The sequence below is a fragment of the Glutamicibacter arilaitensis Re117 genome (assembly GCF_000197735.1).
Lineage (GTDB): Bacteria > Actinomycetota > Actinomycetes > Actinomycetales > Micrococcaceae > Glutamicibacter > Glutamicibacter arilaitensis.
Genome location: NC_014550.1, coordinates 3,322,571 through 3,341,954 on the forward strand (window position 1 = coordinate 3,322,571; position 19,384 = coordinate 3,341,954).

Here is a 19,384-nt window from a genome sequence, read left to right on the forward strand (position 1 = left end):
GCGCGAGGGGTGTCCCCTCGCAAAATTTTGTTTTCGAGTTGGTGAAGGATGAAGTGTTTTGATGAGTAAGCCACGCAAGTCTGCTGCAGCGGTGGCCGCCCGGGAGAAGGCGCGGGCGAAGGCTGAGGAGATCACGCGTCGTAATGAGCAGTTGATCGAATTGGCGGCGAAGTTCTTCATCCATGAGGAAGAGATCGAACTGATCGATGAGGACGCAGCGAAGAAGATCGCCGAGCTGCAAGCGACTGCCGAAGCGAAGAAGGATAAGGCACGCGCTACAGCGGCGTCCGTAATTGAGCAGATGCTCGGTACGGGTGAGTCTAAGAAGTCGATCGGTGAGCGCCTGGGGCTCAGCGGTTCGGAGTTGAAGAGCTTCCTGCCGCTGGCGGCTCCAGCGAAGGAACCTAATGCGTCCGAAGCACAAAACGAAGACACTGCCCAGGACCCAGCTTCGACTACCGCGGGGCAAGCTTCCGGAGTTGCGGCCAACGCCTAAGGCCGAGTGCTGAGCGCGGTTCCGATTCTCCCGATGCAGCGGGTTTGAGCTTATGTGTTCGGGCCGGTGATTGGCCATGGATTGCGGATCTTGGCGCGCGAACGGGCTTGTCCTCAGACAGGCACCTGCGCAAGCCATGCAACGAAGCAGCGCCGGTGCTTTTGCGCTAGAAGAACATCCTCAATCGAGCGGCGGAACATACAGCACATCGCCATTGGCAGAATGACCGTGACAGAACTTTGGCCCTGAACGCGTGAGCGTTCAGGGCCAAAGCGTTAGGTTAGTTCCCGAAGTCCGGGATGTACGGTTCACACAATCCGTCGACCTGTTTGAACTCTTGCGGGTTCATCCCTTCCAGCGCTTCTGGTCCGTCCGCTTGTCCGCTGGCCCAGTACCAGAAGGCTTCCTTGCTGATGGCCAGGTTGCGGGCTTCGCAGCTGCGGTACCAGCGGGCGGTCACGTCGCCTTCCACGTACGTGGTGTATCCGAACAGTTGGCCGGGTTCGTCTTCTGTTTTGGCTGCGGCGAAGATGATGTAAGGCCAGGATCCCAGGTCCCATCCCTCGCGGCCCCATCCTGGCACTTCGTGCCATCCGGTGCCGGCCAGCGATTCCATCCAGTCATACCCTTCGCCGTACATGTCACGCTCGACAGTCGCTGGGACGGTTACGGTTTCACGGGTGTCCTTGGTCGTGGTCTGCATAGGTTTTTGCTTCCTTTCGCTTCACGGAAAGAGGGGCAGGTTGCCAGCCACCTACACGAGCCCTCCCCCGGTTGTTTTTTGCCTGCTGGCGAAATGCAATGAAGCGGGGCCAGCCGGAAAACCCATCAACCCGTCAGGGGTGCGCAATCCACGAAAATCTTGGGCCGAAAGAAGCGACGAAGGAGCGCGGCCCAAGAATTTCTGGTGGAGCACGCCCGAAGCGCAGCGAGTGGCTTGTGGGTTTGTAGGTGGCCCGTACACTCCGAAGGACAGCAGCAAGAAACAGGAAAAGACCGGACGAAGTCCGGGCCAACAGCCGGCCGCGCCAGCGGACGCCCGATACACCCTGGAGACGAGCTTGCGAGGAGCCAGGGTGCTCAGCGGGACGGGCACCTCATGGCATAACCTAGTCCGTGTCTAACGTCCACGACTATCCTGGACGGGGAATGCTCGCATGTTCAGGACCACCAGCGGGGAATTGTTGCCAAAGTTCGGGACATCGGGTTCACACAGCCCTTGAAACACGGGAAACAATCAGCCCACTGCAAGTCGCCCATGATGCCCCACAGATCAACTACGAGCAGCACACGAAAGCGTAAAGTACTCGTGCACGACGGTATTCCATCCAGCTCAATCCTGGAGCAACAAGAGCGCAGCACCATGCGCGGTGAGTATCTTCCGGCCTACCGACTCAGCGCGTGAGAACTGGTCCACCGGTAACTGGCTTAATGAAAAACCAGAAATCTTCAGGGCGTGGTGTGCAAGTAACCATACAGCTGGTGGTTTAGCCTAGATTCATGCGTGGTTCAGTCTCATGGCGACACCACGCACTGTTCGGATTGAGCGTTTCACCTCTCTCATCCGTGCGGGAACCCTGCATAATGGCTAGGTGCCCTATTGGGCACCTAGCCATTTGCATCTGCAAGCACTGAACAGGCTGAGATTGACGTTCTGTGGACCAGAGTGGCCACACTTCAACGGTCCAAAACCAGCGATGAACAACCACGAGCAAGCGACGTTTACTTCTTGTTCAGCGTCATCACCACTGTGGCATATCTAGGCTTCGAGGCAGTTAACCAGACAGTCAATTTCTTACCAGCACCCTTCTTGGTCACGGTGTAATTCGGCTGGTGGCCTCGCTGATAATCTTTCCCGAGCGCAGCCACTGATACGAAACTTTCACGCCCTTCGCGTTTCAGGTACCAGCGCTTACTTTGAGCTCCCTGCCAGTGGCTTTCCTGCCAGTAGTCGCAGACTCCTTTACTACTTTCAGCTTCGCTGGAACGTCCGTTGCAGTAGACGCACTCGTGGACACGGGTTTGGTGGGGTAGTCCACCGCGATCACAGCATTCGATCCTTCTCAGATGGACGGTAAGACGCGCCCGTCGCCACTGAAATCGCTTTACCATTGCGCGTCCACTGCAGACTCGTAAAAGGATAATTGCCCACATTTGAACCGCAGATACTTCGCTTACCATCCATCTAATTGTTTGAGCGACACGATCAAAGCCCTGAACTGGCATCGAAGCGCATCGTAAGATGAATCCAAACGCATAGAATCAATGCAATACATTGCAGCCTCTGCGCATCACCCTGCGGCCCTGCAGTGCGGGATAACGCGACTCCTCCGCGAGAACGGATACTAGTTTTGCTGTCAAAGATCAAAGAAATCGCGAATCGAACCTTCCACGTGGAGATCCGGAATAAGAAGCCCATTCCTGTCAAGATGGGCGGCCAAGAGGAACTGCCGGCACTGCTCAAGCAAGTGATCGCCGAGCTGAAGAAAAGTCGCAACGAGCTGACCGCGATTCGCACTGCTACCACTGGCCGGTACATGGACGAAGTGGCAGAAGTCTACGCGCACCAAGTCCTGCCCTTTAAAGAGTCTCTGGAGCTACTGGCCACGTCTAACGCCTCCATCGCACGATTCGGAGATGGCGAATTCCGGCTCATGCTCCGCCCAGAGTTCAACCTAGGCTTCCAAAGCAACTCCAAGGAACTCCAGTATCAGCTCCGGGAAGTCTTTGAAACTCAATCCGAAGACCTGCTCATCGGCTTCCCCTTCTTATTCCGAGATGCCCACTGGTCCAACGTGTATGCCGAGCTGTGGCCCAGCTTGAAGCCACTGGTTAACCCTCAGCAAAAATACATCAATGCCTATATCACCAGGCCCCGAGTGTTTGAAGTCCTGGGCCAGGAAGCAGTAGAGCTATGGCGCAAAGTCTGGGACCGGAAAGATGCCATCATCATCACCGGCGAGGGCTCACGGTTTGATTTGGTCCCGGAACTTTTCGATAACCTGAAAACCGCAGACTTTATCCATTCAACTCCCAAGGACGCATTTACCGATCTGGAACGAGTTGTCTCCGAGACTCTGGAAAAGAATCCGGACCTTGCCGTCATTTCCCTAGGCCCGGCCGGAACCGTTTTGGCCAAAAAACTCTCCGAACGCGGGATCCGAGCACTTGATATCGGCCATTTAAGCAGCAGCTACCTCAACGTGGTGCAAGGCCACGCACGTCCGGAACATACTCCCGCAACGCGGCAACTACGCAAATAGCCCGGGCCGTTGCCCCGATGCCGCCTCCGGGAAGCTGCGCATTCCCATGATCATAATCTGTCGCGCTCGGGCTTGAATATGCAGGAACTTTCAAAATATTCTCTAAAGAACGGCTGTTGAAACGGTATATCATTCGTCATATTACTCGTCAGTTGCGCGTGCTTGTCCTTTGACAGAACCTATGGAAGGGGTCGAACTTGCATGTGAATGCCGCCAGCAACATCGCCCAGGCTGTGACAGCCCATGTTAAAGCTGAGCACCACCTGGAGCAGACCCAAGCCACAGAAAAGCAAGCTTTCACCGACGCATTGGAGAAGAGCTGGACTCAAACCGAGCTGAACAAGATCGGCTCTCGAACGCGTCGCCGGACTCGCAAAAGTCCGAAGAAACGAATCCAAAAACCGATAGTTAACCGAGCACACAACAATGCACCGCCGCTCGCCTCTCGGTGAGCGCCGGTCTATTTTTCATTTCTGGTTCTGCACATAACCTCCTGCCCATTTGTGCACAACAAAACCCCAATCCGCTCCGCTGCAGTTCCTTGATGATCTCGATCATCGGACGGCCTTCGTTGAGCATCTTCTATCCTTGGCGGACTTTAACGATGAACTGGTCTGAGGTGTGTCTACGTCCAATTCTCCGCGGTTCCTTCTGAGTCCATTGTCGGACACGAATACTCACAAAGTCACTGGACTACTTTTCGGGGACCCAACCAGAGCAATCCTGACTAGCTCGAGCTTTCCTGCAGGACTGATCGAACTAGAGCGCTACTCCATCAACCCTTACGCCCAGGATGTGAAGCTATCTCAGGAATTTTACGATTCACTTTCTTTCTGAAATTTGTGGATCACCGACCGAACCGTCAAAACTTTATAAAAAATTCTTTAAGAAACCACAAAAATTACATTGCTTTTAATCTATTATATTGATTTGAGCGTTCACGGTGAGCGCAAGAATCAAACTGGAGATGTCATGCGCACACTCAGAATATCCATGGCTGCAGTAGCCTCTTCGGCCCTGCTTGTCAGCTCTCTTCATGTCGCCAATGCAGCAAGTGCGCCCGAACCCGCAATTGAAGCTCCGCAAGGCAAAAGCAATTCACTTGACGTTGGGACAGTCAAGGATATAGGGGGATTCCTGGAGGATCAGCTGCAAGCAGTAGAGGATGTCACCTGGGAAGAGAAGGCAACCACAAAGAAATTCTCCGACCGTCATTTTCCTGAGCTGATGTCGCGCTCAGCCAAGCAGCTGAATCTCATGTCGGCGAAGAATCTGGGCGTGCAACAAGAGACTATTGACGTAGTTAATGTAAATTCTTCGGAAGTAGTTGTGGAGAATTCCGAAGTTCTTTCAGAAACAAACGAAGGAACTAAGGTCGAATACCTGGTTCGGTTTACAAGAGATATTGCAGAGCTCTCTGATGCCGAAGATTGGAGCGAACTCATCCCCTATGAGCTAACGATCGACGCCACAGGAACGATCAGGGACATCGTGGCGAAAGATGATGAGTATCTGACAACTGAGGCTACGATGCAATCCCTAACCTCCGAAGAGGAAGAAATCGAAGTCGACCCCACTGTTCCTGGCAGCGAAAACGACAGTGGTACCTCGGTCTCACCCCTCCCACCGAACGTCGGAGAAATGGCGGTCGCGAAACTTAGCGCTTCGAACAAGAAAAAGGTTGTAAACTACGCAACCAAATGGGCGAAATCATACAACCCTGCCTACAGGAAGTACGGTAATGACTGCACAAATTTTGTTTCTCAAGCTTTGTACGCAGGTGGCTGGAAACACGTTAATGGTTACTACAAAAGTGATGCTAAATGGTACGGAAATAGCTCCTTTACCAGCTGGACTTGGAGCGGTGCAGAGAATTTTTACAGGTTTGCGCGAAATGAATCAAAGCGAGCTTCACGTCTCGGTAGCGTATACAGTCTCGTACCTGGGGACGTTCTTCAGTACAAGTCAGCCGGTCAAAAGAACATGTCTCATACCATGGTGACAACTAAGAAAATCAATGGCGTACCGTACCTTTCGTACCACACCAACAACACTTTGAATAAACCCTTCACTCAAATGAAATCTCTCAAAGTAACTTGGTTCGCGCATAGGATCTAGTTATACCTCCCGTTCAAACAGTGAAGGCTTCTAGTGAATCTACAAAACTTACCTAGGCTTGCCGCAACATTATTAGTTCTGCCGCTGGTCTTCGCTGTTGTTGGTTGCTCAGCCAACGATGAGCTAACTTGTGACGGTGGAAGACCTGTTGACGATCCTCAAACAGCAGTGCGCGGCCTCCTTGAAGCTGCTGAAACTACCGATTACGACAAGGCATGTTCAGTAATCAGCCTAAAGTTGACCAACGAAGCCATGAACGGACCGTTGACTGCTCTGAAGCACGAAATGGACTCGAAGGAGGTCACTTCGTCAAACTTTAAAATGATCGAGTACGATCGTGGAGGTTCAGCGCACTTCTACAACATATACGCCGAACAGCCTGATACTCCCATCGAAATGACCATAGTCGAGATTGGTAAGGGGTACAGAATAGCTTTCGGCGAGGAACCATAAACCGCGCCATCCAACGGCCTCTTCAGCGATGAGGACGTAGCTTTGAATGGAATTCGGAGTTACGTCCTCAATTCTGTTTAAGGAGCCAGCAATGCCACGGATAGCCCCTTCGAAGCTACTCCAGAACTTTCGTCAGACCTTAAAAATCCGTGGTTTTGACGGCCACTTACTACCCATCTCGACTCAACGTGAATTACTGTGTCAGCAGATGGAGGCCGACCGGCAAATCCAAGATCTTCTTGCCGCCGGAGTCCGCCGCGATGACCTCTATATCGACCACGGCCAGTCCGGAGCACTCGCTAAACGACCCGGACTGGATAAAGCGCTCGAAGCACTGCATCCGGACGATACCCTCGTGATCACCACCTTGGACCGGCTCGGGCTCTCAACCCAGAAAATGCTCGAGCTGGCAGAAGAGCTACGCGAACGCAATATCGGGCTGCGAGTGCTGAACCTCGGCGGCGGAGACGTAGACACCAAAACACCCATGGGCGCCATGGTTTTTACCGTCAGAGGCCTCGAACATGACAATCCCATTGCTGCGCCATGGTTGCTTTAGCCTCAACAGACGTGTTCAGCACGTCAACATTCGTATCGGAAGAAACTTTCGACAAATTTAAGAGCGCTTTGTGGGAAGAATCAGGAGCTTCTAAGGCCACAGCAGCATTTGCGTTGCCAATCAGCAGGGCGGCTATCGATAAAGCCGCGAGACCTTTTAGACTTTTCTTTGACAAGATTTCACCAGAAGCAAAATAGGCAATTTTATGGACAAAATAATGAAACCAGAAGACAAGCGATTTTTCATAGTTGTGTCGCTCATCGTTGCGGGCTTAGTTTTACTTGCCTTCATCATTGGAGCGTCCGGAATTCTCTCGTACATTTTTGACCCCGAACCAGAAACTGACCTTCTGTTCATGCTGGTTCGGTAGGAATTGAAGGCCTACTAGCACTCAGTGCTTCTGTGCGACACGCTCAAACAGAAATCGAATTTTCTTCGGTGCGAGTTCGACCCTTCCCCAATAGATCCGGGGATGTCTGCTAGGGAACTAGTCAAGGCGCTTAAAAAGGTGATGCCCAACCCCGGCAAGGGTCAGGCATCATTATTTTTGAACAAAAAATTCAATTTAAGAGTACCTTGAGTCCGGCAAGATTGCGAAGGTACACGCTCCAGCATGTCGAAGCTTAACATGAGCGTCAAGGCCACCGGCTAGCCCCCGGGTGTAGAGAGAACAAAGGGTTTACCGAGAGAGATCGACGGCGCGTAAAGGCAGACTCTGTGTGTGATCAACTTTAAGTAGGCCATTACGGCTGAAGAAATAGACCATTTCAGCGGCCATATTTAGGCCATTAAAGCGGTAAGAAGTAGGCCACCTACGCCACCGGGACTGCCAAAAATCCTCGCAGCCCCGACCGCGGCCACCCATTGATCACCACGCCCAGACGTTGCCCCCCTTTGCCCCTCTCCTGTCACGAAGAAGACAGCAAAGGACATGGGCCCGTCTGGCCAGATAAATTCCTTACGGCGCCCCATTTTGCCTATGTTCGGCGCCGGAAGGTCTGGAAGGAAATGACGGAACCCATGTCCGTGCAAGAAACTATCAGGAAATTAGACTCTGAGGGTATCTCAGGGCGTAAAATCGCCGTTCAGCTGAACCTCAGCCGAGCCACTGTCGCCAAATACCTGCGCATCACCAACTACTCGCCAGCCCCGCCCAAAGCGGGTAAACGGCCAGCTGGTTCGGTCATCACCGGCTTCGAGGAAACCATCAGCACCTGGCTCGAAGATGACATCGGCCAACCACGCAAACAACGCCATACCGCCCAACGCATCTTTGACCGGCTCGTGGACGAAGAAAACTACCAGGGCACGTATTCGCCGGTGCAGCGATTCGTCAAACGCTATAAGCAAGAACGCCAGAGCGAGAACGACGGGTTCCTGGAGCTGGAGTGGGCCCCGGGCACCATCCAGGTGGACTTCGGCGAAGCTGAGGTCTTCTTGGCCGGCGAGCGAAAAGTCGTGCACCTTTTCGTGGTCACTTTCCCGTACTCGAATATGCGCTTCGCGCAGGCGTATGGGGGGGTGAAACCTCGGAATGTGTTTGCCACGGGTTGCGGACCGTCTTTGAACACATTGGGTCCGTGCCGCATCGGATGATCTTCGATAACGCCACCGGTGTGGGGCGCAGGGTCAAGACCAAGGTGTTGGAAACGAAATTGTTTGCTGCGTTCAAAGCGCATTACCGGTCCGAAGCGAAGTATTGCAATCCATATTCGGGCAATGAGAAGGGCAACGTTGAGAACGCGGTGGGGTTCCTGCGCCGGAATCTGATGGTCCCGTTGCCTCATGCGGCGACGTTGGAAGGGCTGAACAAGGTGCTGCTGGAACGGTGTGATCGGTTCGGAGGCAAACCGCATTGGCGGCGTAGGACTCTGATCAAGGACCTCTTCGAGCAGGATGTTCAGGCTGGCTTGGCGTTGCCGGGGGCGGGGTTTGACCCGGTGCGCTACGAGTCGCGTAAAGCCGATAAATACGGCCACCTGCAGGTGGGCTCCAATACCTACGCGGCCGGGCCGGTGTTCGCTAGGAGGTCGTTGACGGTCGGGATCCGTCACGATGTCATTGAGATCCTCGATGAGCAGGCGGCCGTGCTGCGACGGTTTCCACGAGTCTTCGGGGTTCATCCGGAAACAATCATGGAGCCCTCCGGGGTGCTCGCGTTGCTGGCGCACCGTCCGGGGGCGTGGGCGAATTCCCCGGTGCGGGCGGTGGTTTCTGATCCCGTGCGTGACTGGCTGGATAGCGCCGTGGCCGAGGACCGGCGTCGGTTGCTGACAGCGTTGGACAAGGCCAGTGAAGCTGCAGGGTTTGAAACCGCGGTGCAGGCCGCAGGGCAGATCATTGAGCAAGGCGATGATCCTGGCCATGAAACGCTGGGCATGCTGGCCAGGAGGTTGGCCGAAGGCACCGAGCCGGAAACCGGGGATGTTGATCTGTCGGTCTATGACAGGCTTTTTGCTGCGCAAGAAGAGTCGGTGCTGGCATGAGTCTGGTGAGCGTTGAAGAGTTGGTGCAGGCTGGCCGGGCGGCCTCGATGACCGCTGCGGTGATCTCTGAGTGGGCGCATAAGGGCACGCCGAAACAGCGGGAATTCCTTTATGAGCTGCTCCGCGCCGAGCATGAGTCCAGGACGGCGTCGCGTCATCAGCGGTTGTTGAAGGCCGCGAAGTTGCCGGCGTTGAAATCGTTGGTGGGCTATGACTGGACCTCGGTGACGTTCCCACCGGACTATGGGCGTGAAGCGTTGAGTGATTTGGATTTCTTGGAGCATGCCCAGGATTTGGTGCTGTTCGGCGACGTGGGCACCGGCAAAACGCATTTGGCGTCCGCGTTGGCGGCCGCTGCATGCCTGCGGGGCATTCCGGCGAGGTTCTTCACCACCGCGTCGCTGGTGATGACGTTGCGCCGGGCGAAAGATGAAGGCCGGTTGGATAAGGAGCTTGGCTCCATCGCGAAGAACCAGCTCCTTGTCATTGACGAATTTGGGTACCTTCCGATCGATAGCGAAGGTGCCAGGTTGTTGTTCCAGGTCATTGCTGATGGGTATGAGAAGCGGAGTCTGGTGCTGACGACGAATTTGGAGTTCAAGCGTTGGGGCACCGTGTTCGGTGATGACAATATGGCTGCTGCGGTCATTGACCGGATTGTTCACCATGGCAGGCTGTTGCAGTTCCGTGGGCAGTCGTACCGGGTGAAACACGCGTTGATGAAATGAGAGGCAAACACGATGAACAGCGCCAGGAACATGCCGAAGAACACGTTGAGGAAGGGAACCTGATGGGCGAGCAGGCCACGGGACAGTGGCACCCTGAAGGGCGCACTTTGGAGGAAGATCTGGAATTGCTGGCCAGCGGGGAAGGGACGGGCTGGTGGGACGAGTCCGGTCGGCCGGCTCCATGGCCGCAGGATTTTCTTGACCCTGCTGCGGGGTGGTCCCAAGACGGGATGCTGGCTGTTGACTGGGTGCAGGGAGCCAAGGTTCCTGAGAGGAAGTCCATGCGGCAGTTGATAGAGGAGTGGGACGGCGCCCAGCCACCTTTCTAAGTGCTGCGATGCTGCTGGGGCAGGCCGTGAATCCTTGTGTTTACGGGGTTTTTGGCCTGTTTCCGTGGCGTTAGCGCTGACATGGCCTATTTCTGCGCCGAGATGGCTTACTTTTTACCGCTTTAATGGCTCACTTAAACTTGACGAAACACACAGACTCGGAGCGCTAGAAAATCCATCGGGGTAAGAGCAGTTCGGCTCCCCCTCGTTGATCCTCACATCCCAGTCCTGATAGCCGAGTAATTCCCGGCTATGGAGCCTGTCAGGTGGATTGTGTAAGACCCCTAGCCAATTTATAGAAAGAGACTAGGAAAAACACGACATGACCACCCAAAGGACACCGCCGGATGAGTGGGTTAGAGAGAATCAGTTAGCTATCGCATAGCTGCTGGACTGCTTAAAGGGACCCAACCACGGGTGCCGTGTTACCAAGCCTTCGTCGAGTGCAGGTGACATAAATATTTCTCGCCCCCAAATTGTAAAATCTGGGACAAAGATTTATGCGTATGCTCGATACAATTGGAAGAATGCACCCTTTTCCGAGTGTCCACGCGGCAAATCTCAGATCGGTGGACCCGACGGGCTAGCAATTACGTTCAACCGCGCCGTCACCAACAAGGGTGTTTCCTTTGTGGGGTGCAACAGCTATAACAAGTGTGAGAAAACTGGATGGCTGGAAACCAACAATCAATATGGTGCGGGTTGGGCGTTCCAGGATTGGGGCTATGCCGCGCTTTACGGACACAGTCCTACATATAAAGGAACTTTGACCTATACGCTAACCACGAGTTCAACTAAATGCCTTCAAGCTTTTGCGAAATATGGGCATTCTTGGAACTCTACAAAGCTGACCGGTTTTAGTATAGGTAAGTCTTCAATCGGAATCTCATGGAATACGAGCTCAAATCTATGGCAGAAATCAAGCCAAGCCGGGTCTTACCGATGCTAGGACGCACCTGGGCAAAGGGATTAGCCCTTGCATCATTTGCTCTGATCGCAGCTGGTTGCTCAACTTCAGATACATCCCAGTCACTATCTGTGGATGCCGTCATGGATGTTTGTGCAAAAAATGATTGTTTTACCGTAAAAGTTCCTGCGAACCTTTCAGTAACGGTCAACGGCCATGAAGTGAGCATTCCATCTTCCAACGGGTCTGGGACAGTGGCTTTGGAATCTGTCGGTGCTGTCCAAGTGACGGCACGCTGGAATTCGTTTGAGAAGACAGCCGATCTGATGATAAGTGATGGATCAGCGGAGTCAGTCACCATCAAGTTTGATGAAATAGCGAGAGTAACCGAACTATAGAGAAAAGTCTGAGGTCAAACCCCTGATTATTCTGATCGTCTGCATCACACGGCTGAGGTTTCTGTCGCGGTGCTGGTGATGGTTGATATCGTCGGAGCCGTCCAGGATTGCTGAATCCCCATGAGGGAGAGACCTCATCTGCAACGACAGTGGCTATGATTGTTCATGTCTCAACAGACTCTTTCGCATGGAAGCATCCCGCGGTCTTTGCAGGATGCTTCCATGTTTAATGCCGAATCCAGAAAATCGCACGTGCCATCCATGAGTCGGTAGAAAGAATTGTCCAGTGAGTCCGCGGGATTTCACCTGCACCACGGCCTTTGACCTCCCCACCGCCAACTCCGAGATTGCCGAAGATCTAGTGCAGCTCGACGACTCTCCCGTCATCGACTACACCCACTTCTCCCTCGCGTTGAGCCGATCACGCAAGTTCGCCCGATGGGTGAGCTGGAACATTGACGGATTACGCATGCAGTTGCTCTCCCGTGCCGGTATCAACTTCACCAAAGAGCAGCTACGGACCCGAGTGGAAACTTAAGAAATTTAGCTAAAATACCAATGACGGGTGTCGGCCCCCCCAGAGTCATCCATACCTTTCCGAAGTCCCCCAATCTGCGTCGTGCCGTCCGTATGAGGAACGCTCTGCGGGACGATAAATTGATGTATGTGCCCGATGGGTATTCGCCTTGTGAGTAAGGCGAGATTCCTCCAAAGAAAAGCTCCCCACCTGATATCTAGAAATCTGTTGAAGCCGACGGGGAGGCTTTCGGGCGTTACGACGTTAGCCGAGTGGCTGTTAGCATCGGGTCATGACAGACCTGATGTCCGCCCTGCCTCGAACCACCATTGGCACGACAACGTTTTATATCGACGAGGCACGCCCCGTGGCCCTGGTCCGCCGAGAAGCCATGCCGGATCTCTTCCTCACGTGGCCGGATCTTGACACGGGAATTCTGGCCCCAGATGTTTCCGTTTGTGCGACGACCGACGCCCTCTGGGTGCTGTACCAAAGCGGCCCCGATGGGCAGGAAATCGACTACCCGGCTTTACACAGCCCCACCGTCGTGGTCGCTGTAAGGATTGGTGTGGACGGTTCACTGGGTTTTGTTCGCACTGAGGAAACCACCGTCGTGGGAGCAACAAGCGCCGGACTATGGACGAGTACATCCATAGTCGAACAAACGGACGACAACTATCGGGGCGGCGAGCTGCCGGCGGACTGGGCTGCTCCATCGACATTGCAAATCCTGTTGCCAGGTCAGGTCCAACGAACGCTGGAAGTCGACCGGTACGTCAACGCCGTCCGCGAGGACGAGCACGGTCATGTGCTATTCGTGAACCCGTCGCCGCCGGTAGCCCACCATGACTCCGACACGATCAGCTATGAGTACCGATGTACGGCGATGGTAATAGGTACGGTCGACGAAATACCCGAGCATGTGAAATTTAGGGAATTTGTTCCCCAAGGATGGGGAACCCTCGTTGCGTCGGAACAGCTCGGCCTTGACTACGATTCTTATGGACCGAGACACGATTCTGCACGAGTCGACCTTTCCGAGATCGCCGGGACGCACTGGAAACGCGTGAGCTTGACTGATGCCCAGAAGACCCAAGCTGTGAAGGCGCTAACGGATCAGTTTGCCGACGCTGACGCCTATTGGCGCGCAGCAGATGGAACTACCGCCCCGCTCGCTGATGGCGTCCAAGAAACACACGTGGAAACCATCGGAGAATGGCCTGAATCCGAAGTTCATGTGACCTGTCGCCACCCGTATTTTCCCGCGGGCTGGATCCGCCGCAGGATCAGGGTCTTTGACGATGCTGGACGCATCAAGTTCGACCGATACGCGAGTCTTGAATTCATGGAAGACCTCGACACACATGCACTCCCCGACATTCGTGAAGCGAAGGATGGGATCCTGGAGGTCTAGATCTGCTTGGCAGACCCAGGCCCGCAAGCCGAACGTCTACTGGGACGGTGGATGGTGCGAACGGATCCGGACCGCCAATACAGCAATCTTGCTCTCCTGACCGATGTGACGACGCCAATTGTGTCGGCCCTTGGCGACAACGACGAAACTGATCCATTAACGGATCTGCGTAGGGAACCGCCACCATTGACCGGTCTCGATAGGATGGTGATCCCGCACGTCAAAGACAAGGAGCTCATCGGTAATGCCTACAAGAACCTCAAGACGGCGACCTACAGCATGGTCGATCATCATATTCGCCCTCGCCCTGTTCATGTTTGGACTCAGCGTCATGGCGGTAGCGTTCTGGACGCCCATCGATGAATTCTTCGTCAATCGAGCGGACGAGGCAGGAAACATGAGCCTGTTGCTTCCGAACCAGAACGAACTGTGGCTCGTCCTCCACGCGCAGGCCTTCGCTGCTTTCCTTATATCCGTGTTCGCGTTCGTCACAATGTGGAAATCGCGGCCGGAGCGCGCCAACCTCCAGGGCGGCCGCCGGACATCCAATCAACTGTGCCTACCTACTCAGGAGCATGAGCCCGCCCCGTAGAGGAACCCCTCATGCGTGATGATGGAACAGGTCTACCGCAACTGGGCTCGGCTTCCATCCGCAAGGGTGCCATTGAATGGTACGGGGCAGGAAATGCAATATTTACCACTGATCTGAAAACAGGCGAAACGACCCATAAGTTCAATGTGGAGGGGCACACCAGTCAAGCATCCTCATCCCAAGCAGTCTTCACTCCCTCTGAGGTTGTCCAGTTGGTGGACAACAACGACGGTTCCGACTACAGCATCATTGCCTATGACCGTGACACCGGACGCGAAGTTTCTCGAACAGTCCTTCCGGGCCTAGTTGACGAGTTCAGCAATGACCTCATCCTCCGAGGATTCGCGGTGCGCCCGTAACTTTGTTCCAGGCAGCCAAGTTGAATCCGGGTCGCCGCAGAAAACGGAAAAATCGTACGCTAAGGGCGAGTGGAGCCAGATAGCAATTGGACTTCAGCTTGCCGACGGAATCAAGTCAAAGGCTGTCCCGTAGCAGGACCAGGTAGAGCCCTCTGTTTGGCTGCGCAATCAGTGGCGTCGTCCCGCAAGGGGTCTGACCGCATAATTGAATTGCAGTGTTCCGATAGCCGGTCCTCCACCGGACACGCCAACCGCTGACCTGCTGCTTTGCTAATGGTGACCTATGAAGTGTCCGTATAGGGTGTACGGTGAACTGTCCGGTGAAGGATCCCTATGTGACACACTGATCTACATGTCTAAGATCATGGTCGGTTACGCACGCGTGTCCACGGAGGAGCAAGACCTCACCGCCCAGCGTGATGCCCTGGCATCCCTTGGCGTTGAACCCGAACGCGTCTATGTTGATCATGGCTTTACCGGCAGGAACAAGAATCGCGCAGGACTTCACGAAGCCCTCGCCGCCTGCCGGGCCGGAGATACCTTCGTCGTTACCAAACTCGACCGCCTGGCCCGGTCCGTCCGAGACGCCCACGAGATAGCCGACGACCTCGCCAGACGCGAAATCAGACTCAGCATCGGTGGTTCCGTCCACGACCCCACCGACCCAATGGGCAAACTGCTGTTCAACGTCCTGGCGATGATCGCTGAGTTCGAAGCCGACCTCATCAGCATGCGCACCCGCGAAGGAATGAAGGTTGCCACGGCCAACGGCCGACTCCGGGGAAAACAGCCAAAACTCACCGTGAAACAAGAAACACACCTCCTCGAACTGCACGATGCCGGCAAACACACCATGACCGAAATGGCAGAACTATTCTCCATCAGCCGATCCACCATCTACCGGGCCGTTGAACGCGACCAACGCAAGAAAACCGGCACAATCAATCCGTGACCTCTTCCTGCCACCACCGAAAGATGACGTGCGGCTCTCATCCGTTGCCCCACACTGCGAAAGCTTTGCGTCGGGCATTTCGCTTTTTCGCGAGCCCTATCCACGCCAGGATCGACACCGGGATGTCGTTAGCGTGAATTTCCGTACCGATCTTCCTCAGACCCCTATTCGGATTCAACCAGTCAGCTTCGCCCCGCTGACAGTGAATGTAACAACCGCGATCTCTCCCTGTCCCTCACTGACGGTGTTGTCAGGCTCGCACTGATGAAAAACAACGAGATAAATCAGTTCGGCAACCAGATGCAAGAGCTCATCGGCGACCGTTGCGAGCCGCAGGATGCCTATGAAAATATCCTGTCCTGCTACTTTTTCACCAATGACAGTTGGATCACTGTTACCGCACGCCAAGACGCCACCGAACAACCGTTCCGAGGCAATACCAAAACCTGGCAACCGAATTCGCCGAACAAGCAGAATTCGGCATCAAGTAACGACAACGTTCCAGTACTTTCTAACCAATCAAAGAATGGGCTGGCACTCACCTCACGGTGAGTACCAGCCCATTCTTTTCGACCGTGGTTACGTGGGTGGCCTCCTGCCCACCTGTGCACAGCAAAAGCCCAACCGCTGCGCTGCTTTTCCTGCACACACGTGGACAGCAGGAACCAACCGACCACCCGCACACAAGCCACAAGCTGCGGTACCTGAGTTCACCTACGACAGGTGATCGTGGCCCGTGCACAGCCTCGAAGATGTATATGTCCGTGCCTCCAGCCACACAATGCACTTCGCGAAATTGGCCCAACAGAAAATAAGCACGCTTCACAATGACGAACAGCGCCCGCACACCCACTTCACGCAGATTCACAGACGCTGTCCTCACCAACAAAATGACTATGGCGCGGTCGGCTGTTCAGGCCACAACTCCCGTTTGTCGAAACGTGTACCTACCGGGTTGGCTGGCATCAATGTCAAAATCAAAAGCGCCAAGGTACCCAAGATCGGCACAAGCGCTAACAGATACAACCAGCCACTGAAGTTGGCATCATGTAAACGACGCACCGCGATCGAAATATTCGGGATCAGCGTCGCCAAACCATAGATGTTCACTATCCACTCCACCACGACAGCCTCCGTAGGGACCTCAACGGCGCCAGGCTCAATAGCAAGTGCACCGCTCATGAACATCGCGATCACAGCCACAAAACCTACGATGAAATTGAACAACGCCACCCACCAGTACTCACTCAAACTCGCACGGCCACTGAAAGTCGCGTACTTCTTGAAGAACCGTTTGACGGCTTCGCCAAAAGACGCTCCGTACAACGGTAAGCTCAGACTTTCAGTCTCAGACGTCGCATAAGGATTATTCGGCGGGTAAACAGGGTCAGACATAAGGCAGCTTCCTCCAGTGGATTGATCATTCAACATCATACTGCTATTTCAACCGAAACTTCACGGCCCCAGAGAACACTCGACATCTAGGAATCCACATTCACCAATAAATTAACCCGGTACCGTGCATGGTGACGCCGCTTGGCATCACTCCCAGAATTCGCCAAATCTCAGGGACAAGATTCATCCCAGCGACATTCTCGAAGCCTGGCAGCTCAGAAGGTCATATCAATCAATATGCCATCTGACCAATTACTTGGATCCACGGCAGCATCAATGCTATTCGCCTGCCAGACCTCCTTCGGCCTCCAACGCAGCCGCAATCGCTTCAGGAGACGGCAAAGACGTCTTCTCCTCCTGAGGCAACGCATCATACGTGTAAGAAGAAACCGCTAGCGGCTGTGTCGAACCCTCCAAGGCATACCGCACCGTCCGATCGTTCTTAGACCCACAAACTAAGATCCCCACCGTAGGAGCCTGACGGGGAAGCCTCAACATGTCATTAACCGCAGCGACATAGAAATTCAACTGCCCCAGATGCTCAGGCCTGAACTTCCCAGCCTTCAGCTCAACGACGACATAACGGTCCGATGGCACGTGATACAACAACAGATCAACATAAAAATCATCGCCATCGACATCAAGATGGTACTGCCTACCGACGAACGCGAAACCAGCACCAAACTCGGCTAAAGTCTGCGACAAACGAAGCGTCATGGCTTCTTCAATCGCAAGCTCTTGCGCCTCTTCGGTGAGCCCCAAAAAATCAAAGATCAGGGGATCCTTGGCCAGTTCCTTCGCCAAGTCACTGCCCTGGCTAGGTAAACGAGATTCTAAATTGTTAGGAGCCGCACCTTCGCGTGCATGTAACCGAGTACGAATTTGGTGCTCAAGAACCGCCACCGACCAACCATTCTGAACAGCACGGTGCGCATACCACTGACGCAATTCACCGTCACCAATCTTATTCAGAAGCGCCACGTTGTGAGTCCAGCTCAATTGTCCAGTTACTGACTGGACAATTGAATCTTCATCACCCCACGCTTCGGCAAACGCCCGCATATTGTATAGATTCGTTCTCGAGAACCCCTTCATATGAGGGAACTCAGCTCGCAGATCCCTCGCAATCCTGTCGAACACCTTACTCCCCCAAGGCTGACCAGCCTGACGCTCAAGAATGATTCGCCCGATATTCCAATACAGTTCGACCATGGCCGTATTAACCATCCGCTGCGCCCGATGCTGGGCCCCGTGGATCAGCTCTTTCAAGGTCAACAACGCATCAGAATAGTCAGCAGGAAGATCGCGTTCGATTTGGGACATATATCAACCATAGATGCCGAAGAGACAACATGCCGGAAAAGTTCAGCCACCAACTGGACACTTAACGCATACATCCACAAACTGACACAATGGATGCGACAAAAGTGGGACAGATTCGATCAGTGCCACAAACGGTCGTTTACGTGACATCGGGCATCGAAGAACATGCACATCCGAAAATTGTCACTTAACCCCAATGCTGTTTCATGGAGGTCCGGAAACCCACGAACGCACCACCCCAAGGCTCGTCGTCCTTGACGCTCTTGGACGCGGACCCCCTAGTCTTTGCCTGTGCAGCAGTCCGCTCTCAAAGATCCTACTGCGGGGCGATTCACTAGTACTACCTCAGGTGCGACACTGAGCAATGCACCGGGCCTCTACGTGGGCGCGCCAAGCGAAGGACAACACATGAACAAGCAAACCAAAAAGTTCCTGATCACCGCTGGAATAGGCGCCATCGCCATGGGGCTCACCGCCTGCGGCCCCCTAGACACGCCGTCTCCAGGTGCGCGCGCCTATGGCGGGATCGAACCGACCACCTCAACCCAGGAAAGTCTCGCATCCCGCGTTCCTCCCGATGAGATGGACAGTCCTGGATTCGATGTAGTGGTAGCAGACCCACTCCTGAAAGGCACCACTTCCACTGATGTTCCTCTCGGTATGGGACGATTTGTCTCTATCTGGGTGGATTGCGATCGTGCCACGTCACACCTACGAGTGAGGGTGACCGCCGCCAACGGTGCGAAGCTGCTTGACGACACACAAGCGTGCGACTTCAACGGTGCTGCGTTCGTTTCGAACGCGACGGAGGGTTCTCCGACGGAACAAGCCAAGGTTCTGGTGGAGGCTCCGGGAAGCGTCGTGTATCGCATCTTCGTCGGCGCGGAAGGTAGCCGCAACTCGTGAACGTCGTCGTATGCTGACATGTACGGACATCACGAAGCGACAAAAACTCCAACGGACGGTCCAATGTTCGATATGTCTCTTCAGCAACTCCAGAACGAAAATTTCATTTTGCGCATCACGAAAAGTGATTTCCCCACTCCTACATAGTAGAAACCATGTGCTGGATATTCGTGTTCACATCGCTGTATC

At 54.3% G+C, this 19,384-nt stretch carries 18 protein-coding genes and 2 pseudogenes; 16 read left to right on the forward strand and 4 right to left on the reverse strand.

The window, feature by feature from the left end:
- Positions 1-61 precede the first annotated feature (61 nt).
- A complete protein-coding gene (locus AARI_RS15835; RefSeq protein WP_013350266.1) occupies positions 62-496 on the forward strand; it encodes a hypothetical protein in 435 nt (144 codons plus the stop codon).
- 280 nt (positions 497-776) lie between these two features.
- On the opposite strand, the gene AARI_RS15840 is transcribed toward AARI_RS15835, so the two are convergent.
- Positions 777-1,199, reverse strand: a complete 423-nt coding sequence (locus AARI_RS15840; protein ID WP_013350267.1) for a hypothetical protein — start codon at positions 1,197-1,199, stop codon at positions 777-779.
- 1,648 nt (positions 1,200-2,847) lie between these two features.
- Here AARI_RS15840 and AARI_RS15845 point away from each other — a divergent pair.
- Positions 2,848-3,759 carry a GT-D fold domain-containing glycosyltransferase gene (locus tag AARI_RS15845; RefSeq protein ID WP_013350268.1) on the forward strand — a complete coding sequence of 304 codons (912 nt, stop codon included), beginning with the start codon at positions 2,848-2,850 and terminating at the stop codon, positions 3,757-3,759.
- Positions 3,760-4,167: 408 nt separating this feature from the next.
- Here AARI_RS15845 and AARI_RS19775 read toward each other — a convergent pair whose 3' ends face one another.
- A complete protein-coding gene (locus tag AARI_RS19775) occupies positions 4,168-4,338 on the reverse strand; it encodes a hypothetical protein (protein ID WP_157867177.1) in 171 nt (56 codons plus the stop codon).
- A 414-nt stretch (positions 4,339-4,752) separates the two neighbouring features.
- Here AARI_RS19775 and AARI_RS18780 point away from each other — a divergent pair, with 414 nt between their 5' ends.
- From AARI_RS18780 to AARI_RS15920, 13 genes and pseudogenes are all read left to right on the forward strand, one after another.
- Complete coding sequence (locus AARI_RS18780; protein ID WP_013350270.1) at positions 4,753-5,877, forward strand: amidase domain-containing protein; 1,125 nt, start codon at positions 4,753-4,755, stop codon at positions 5,875-5,877.
- A 33-nt stretch (positions 5,878-5,910) separates the two neighbouring features.
- Entirely contained in the window at positions 5,911-6,330 is a 420-nt protein-coding gene (locus tag AARI_RS15860; RefSeq protein WP_013350271.1) for a hypothetical protein, read from the forward strand.
- A 91-nt stretch (positions 6,331-6,421) separates the two neighbouring features.
- Positions 6,422-6,841: pseudogene (locus AARI_RS15865) on the forward strand (recombinase family protein); the annotation flags it as partial.
- Between the two features lie 1,068 nt (positions 6,842-7,909).
- Positions 7,910-9,375 (forward strand): annotated as a pseudogene (istA, locus tag AARI_RS15870) (IS21 family transposase).
- Positions 9,372-10,103: an IS21-like element ISAar7 family helper ATPase IstB gene (istB, locus tag AARI_RS15875; RefSeq protein WP_013350273.1), complete on the forward strand. Its 732-nt coding sequence runs from the start codon at positions 9,372-9,374 to the stop codon at positions 10,101-10,103. The pseudogene istA and the gene istB overlap by 4 nt, the downstream one beginning before the upstream one ends.
- Positions 10,100-10,432, forward strand: coding sequence for a hypothetical protein (locus AARI_RS15880; protein WP_013350274.1), 333 nt, complete (start codon positions 10,100-10,102; stop codon positions 10,430-10,432). The genes istB and AARI_RS15880 overlap by 4 nt, the downstream gene beginning before the upstream one ends.
- An 888-nt stretch (positions 10,433-11,320) precedes the next feature.
- The gene (locus AARI_RS19780; RefSeq protein ID WP_096256523.1) at positions 11,321-11,737 is read left to right on the forward strand and encodes a hypothetical protein; all 417 of its coding nucleotides are present in this window, start codon (positions 11,321-11,323) and stop codon (positions 11,735-11,737) included.
- Between the two features lie 286 nt (positions 11,738-12,023).
- Positions 12,024-12,275, forward strand: coding sequence for a hypothetical protein (locus AARI_RS15890; protein WP_041649099.1), 252 nt, complete (start codon positions 12,024-12,026; stop codon positions 12,273-12,275).
- A gap of 271 nt (positions 12,276-12,546) precedes the next feature.
- A complete protein-coding gene (locus AARI_RS15895) occupies positions 12,547-13,668 on the forward strand; it encodes a hypothetical protein (protein WP_013350276.1) in 1,122 nt (373 codons plus the stop codon).
- Positions 13,669-13,719: 51 nt separating this feature from the next.
- Complete coding sequence (locus AARI_RS19785) at positions 13,720-14,031, forward strand: hypothetical protein (RefSeq protein ID WP_141392956.1); 312 nt, start codon at positions 13,720-13,722, stop codon at positions 14,029-14,031.
- A 240-nt stretch (positions 14,032-14,271) separates the two neighbouring features.
- Positions 14,272-14,619, forward strand: a complete 348-nt coding sequence (locus AARI_RS15910; protein WP_013350278.1) for a hypothetical protein — start codon at positions 14,272-14,274, stop codon at positions 14,617-14,619.
- A gap of 352 nt (positions 14,620-14,971) precedes the next feature.
- A complete protein-coding gene (locus AARI_RS15915; protein WP_041649103.1) occupies positions 14,972-15,571 on the forward strand; it encodes a recombinase family protein in 600 nt (199 codons plus the stop codon).
- Between the two features lie 264 nt (positions 15,572-15,835).
- The gene (locus AARI_RS15920; RefSeq protein WP_013350280.1) at positions 15,836-16,123 is read left to right on the forward strand and encodes a hypothetical protein; all 288 of its coding nucleotides are present in this window, start codon (positions 15,836-15,838) and stop codon (positions 16,121-16,123) included.
- 342 nt (positions 16,124-16,465) lie between these two features.
- Here AARI_RS15920 and AARI_RS15925 read toward each other — a convergent pair whose 3' ends face one another.
- Positions 16,466-16,966, reverse strand: coding sequence for a DUF805 domain-containing protein (locus AARI_RS15925; protein ID WP_013350281.1), 501 nt, complete (start codon positions 16,964-16,966; stop codon positions 16,466-16,468).
- A 279-nt stretch (positions 16,967-17,245) separates the two neighbouring features.
- The gene (locus tag AARI_RS15930; RefSeq protein WP_013350282.1) at positions 17,246-18,289 is read right to left on the reverse strand and encodes a PDDEXK nuclease domain-containing protein; all 1,044 of its coding nucleotides are present in this window, start codon (positions 18,287-18,289) and stop codon (positions 17,246-17,248) included.
- 408 nt (positions 18,290-18,697) lie between these two features.
- Between AARI_RS15930 and AARI_RS15935 the strand changes: the two genes are divergently transcribed.
- Positions 18,698-19,195: a hypothetical protein gene (locus AARI_RS15935; protein WP_013350283.1), complete on the forward strand. Its 498-nt coding sequence runs from the start codon at positions 18,698-18,700 to the stop codon at positions 19,193-19,195.
- The last annotated feature ends 189 nt before the right edge of the window (positions 19,196-19,384 follow it).

Excerpts from the sequence above, each read along its gene's own strand:
- AARI_RS15835 (WP_013350266.1), top strand. The coding sequence starts at position 62 with ATGAGTAAGCCACGCAAGTCTGCTGCAGCGGTGGCCGCCCGGGAGAAG.
- AARI_RS15840 (WP_013350267.1), bottom strand. The coding sequence starts at position 1,199 with ATGCAGACCACGACCAAGGACACCCGTGAAACCGTAACCGTCCCAGCG.
- AARI_RS19775 (WP_157867177.1), bottom strand. The coding sequence starts at position 4,338 with ATGCTCAACGAAGGCCGTCCGATGATCGAGATCATCAAGGAACTGCAG.
- AARI_RS18780 (WP_013350270.1), top strand. The coding sequence starts at position 4,753 with ATGGCTGCAGTAGCCTCTTCGGCCCTGCTTGTCAGCTCTCTTCATGTC.
- istB (WP_013350273.1), top strand. The coding sequence starts at position 9,372 with ATGAGTCTGGTGAGCGTTGAAGAGTTGGTGCAGGCTGGCCGGGCGGCC.
- AARI_RS15880 (WP_013350274.1), top strand. The coding sequence starts at position 10,100 with ATGAGAGGCAAACACGATGAACAGCGCCAGGAACATGCCGAAGAACAC.
- AARI_RS19780 (WP_096256523.1), top strand. The coding sequence starts at position 11,321 with ATGGAATACGAGCTCAAATCTATGGCAGAAATCAAGCCAAGCCGGGTC.
- AARI_RS15895 (WP_013350276.1), top strand. The coding sequence starts at position 12,547 with ATGACAGACCTGATGTCCGCCCTGCCTCGAACCACCATTGGCACGACA.
- AARI_RS19785 (WP_141392956.1), top strand. The coding sequence starts at position 13,720 with ATGGTGCGAACGGATCCGGACCGCCAATACAGCAATCTTGCTCTCCTG.
- AARI_RS15910 (WP_013350278.1), top strand. The coding sequence starts at position 14,272 with ATGCGTGATGATGGAACAGGTCTACCGCAACTGGGCTCGGCTTCCATC.
- AARI_RS15915 (WP_041649103.1), top strand. The coding sequence starts at position 14,972 with ATGTCTAAGATCATGGTCGGTTACGCACGCGTGTCCACGGAGGAGCAA.
- AARI_RS15920 (WP_013350280.1), top strand. The coding sequence starts at position 15,836 with ATGAAAAACAACGAGATAAATCAGTTCGGCAACCAGATGCAAGAGCTC.
- AARI_RS15925 (WP_013350281.1), bottom strand. The coding sequence starts at position 16,966 with ATGTCTGACCCTGTTTACCCGCCGAATAATCCTTATGCGACGTCTGAG.
- AARI_RS15930 (WP_013350282.1), bottom strand. The coding sequence starts at position 18,289 with ATGTCCCAAATCGAACGCGATCTTCCTGCTGACTATTCTGATGCGTTG.
- AARI_RS15935 (WP_013350283.1), top strand. The coding sequence starts at position 18,698 with ATGAACAAGCAAACCAAAAAGTTCCTGATCACCGCTGGAATAGGCGCC.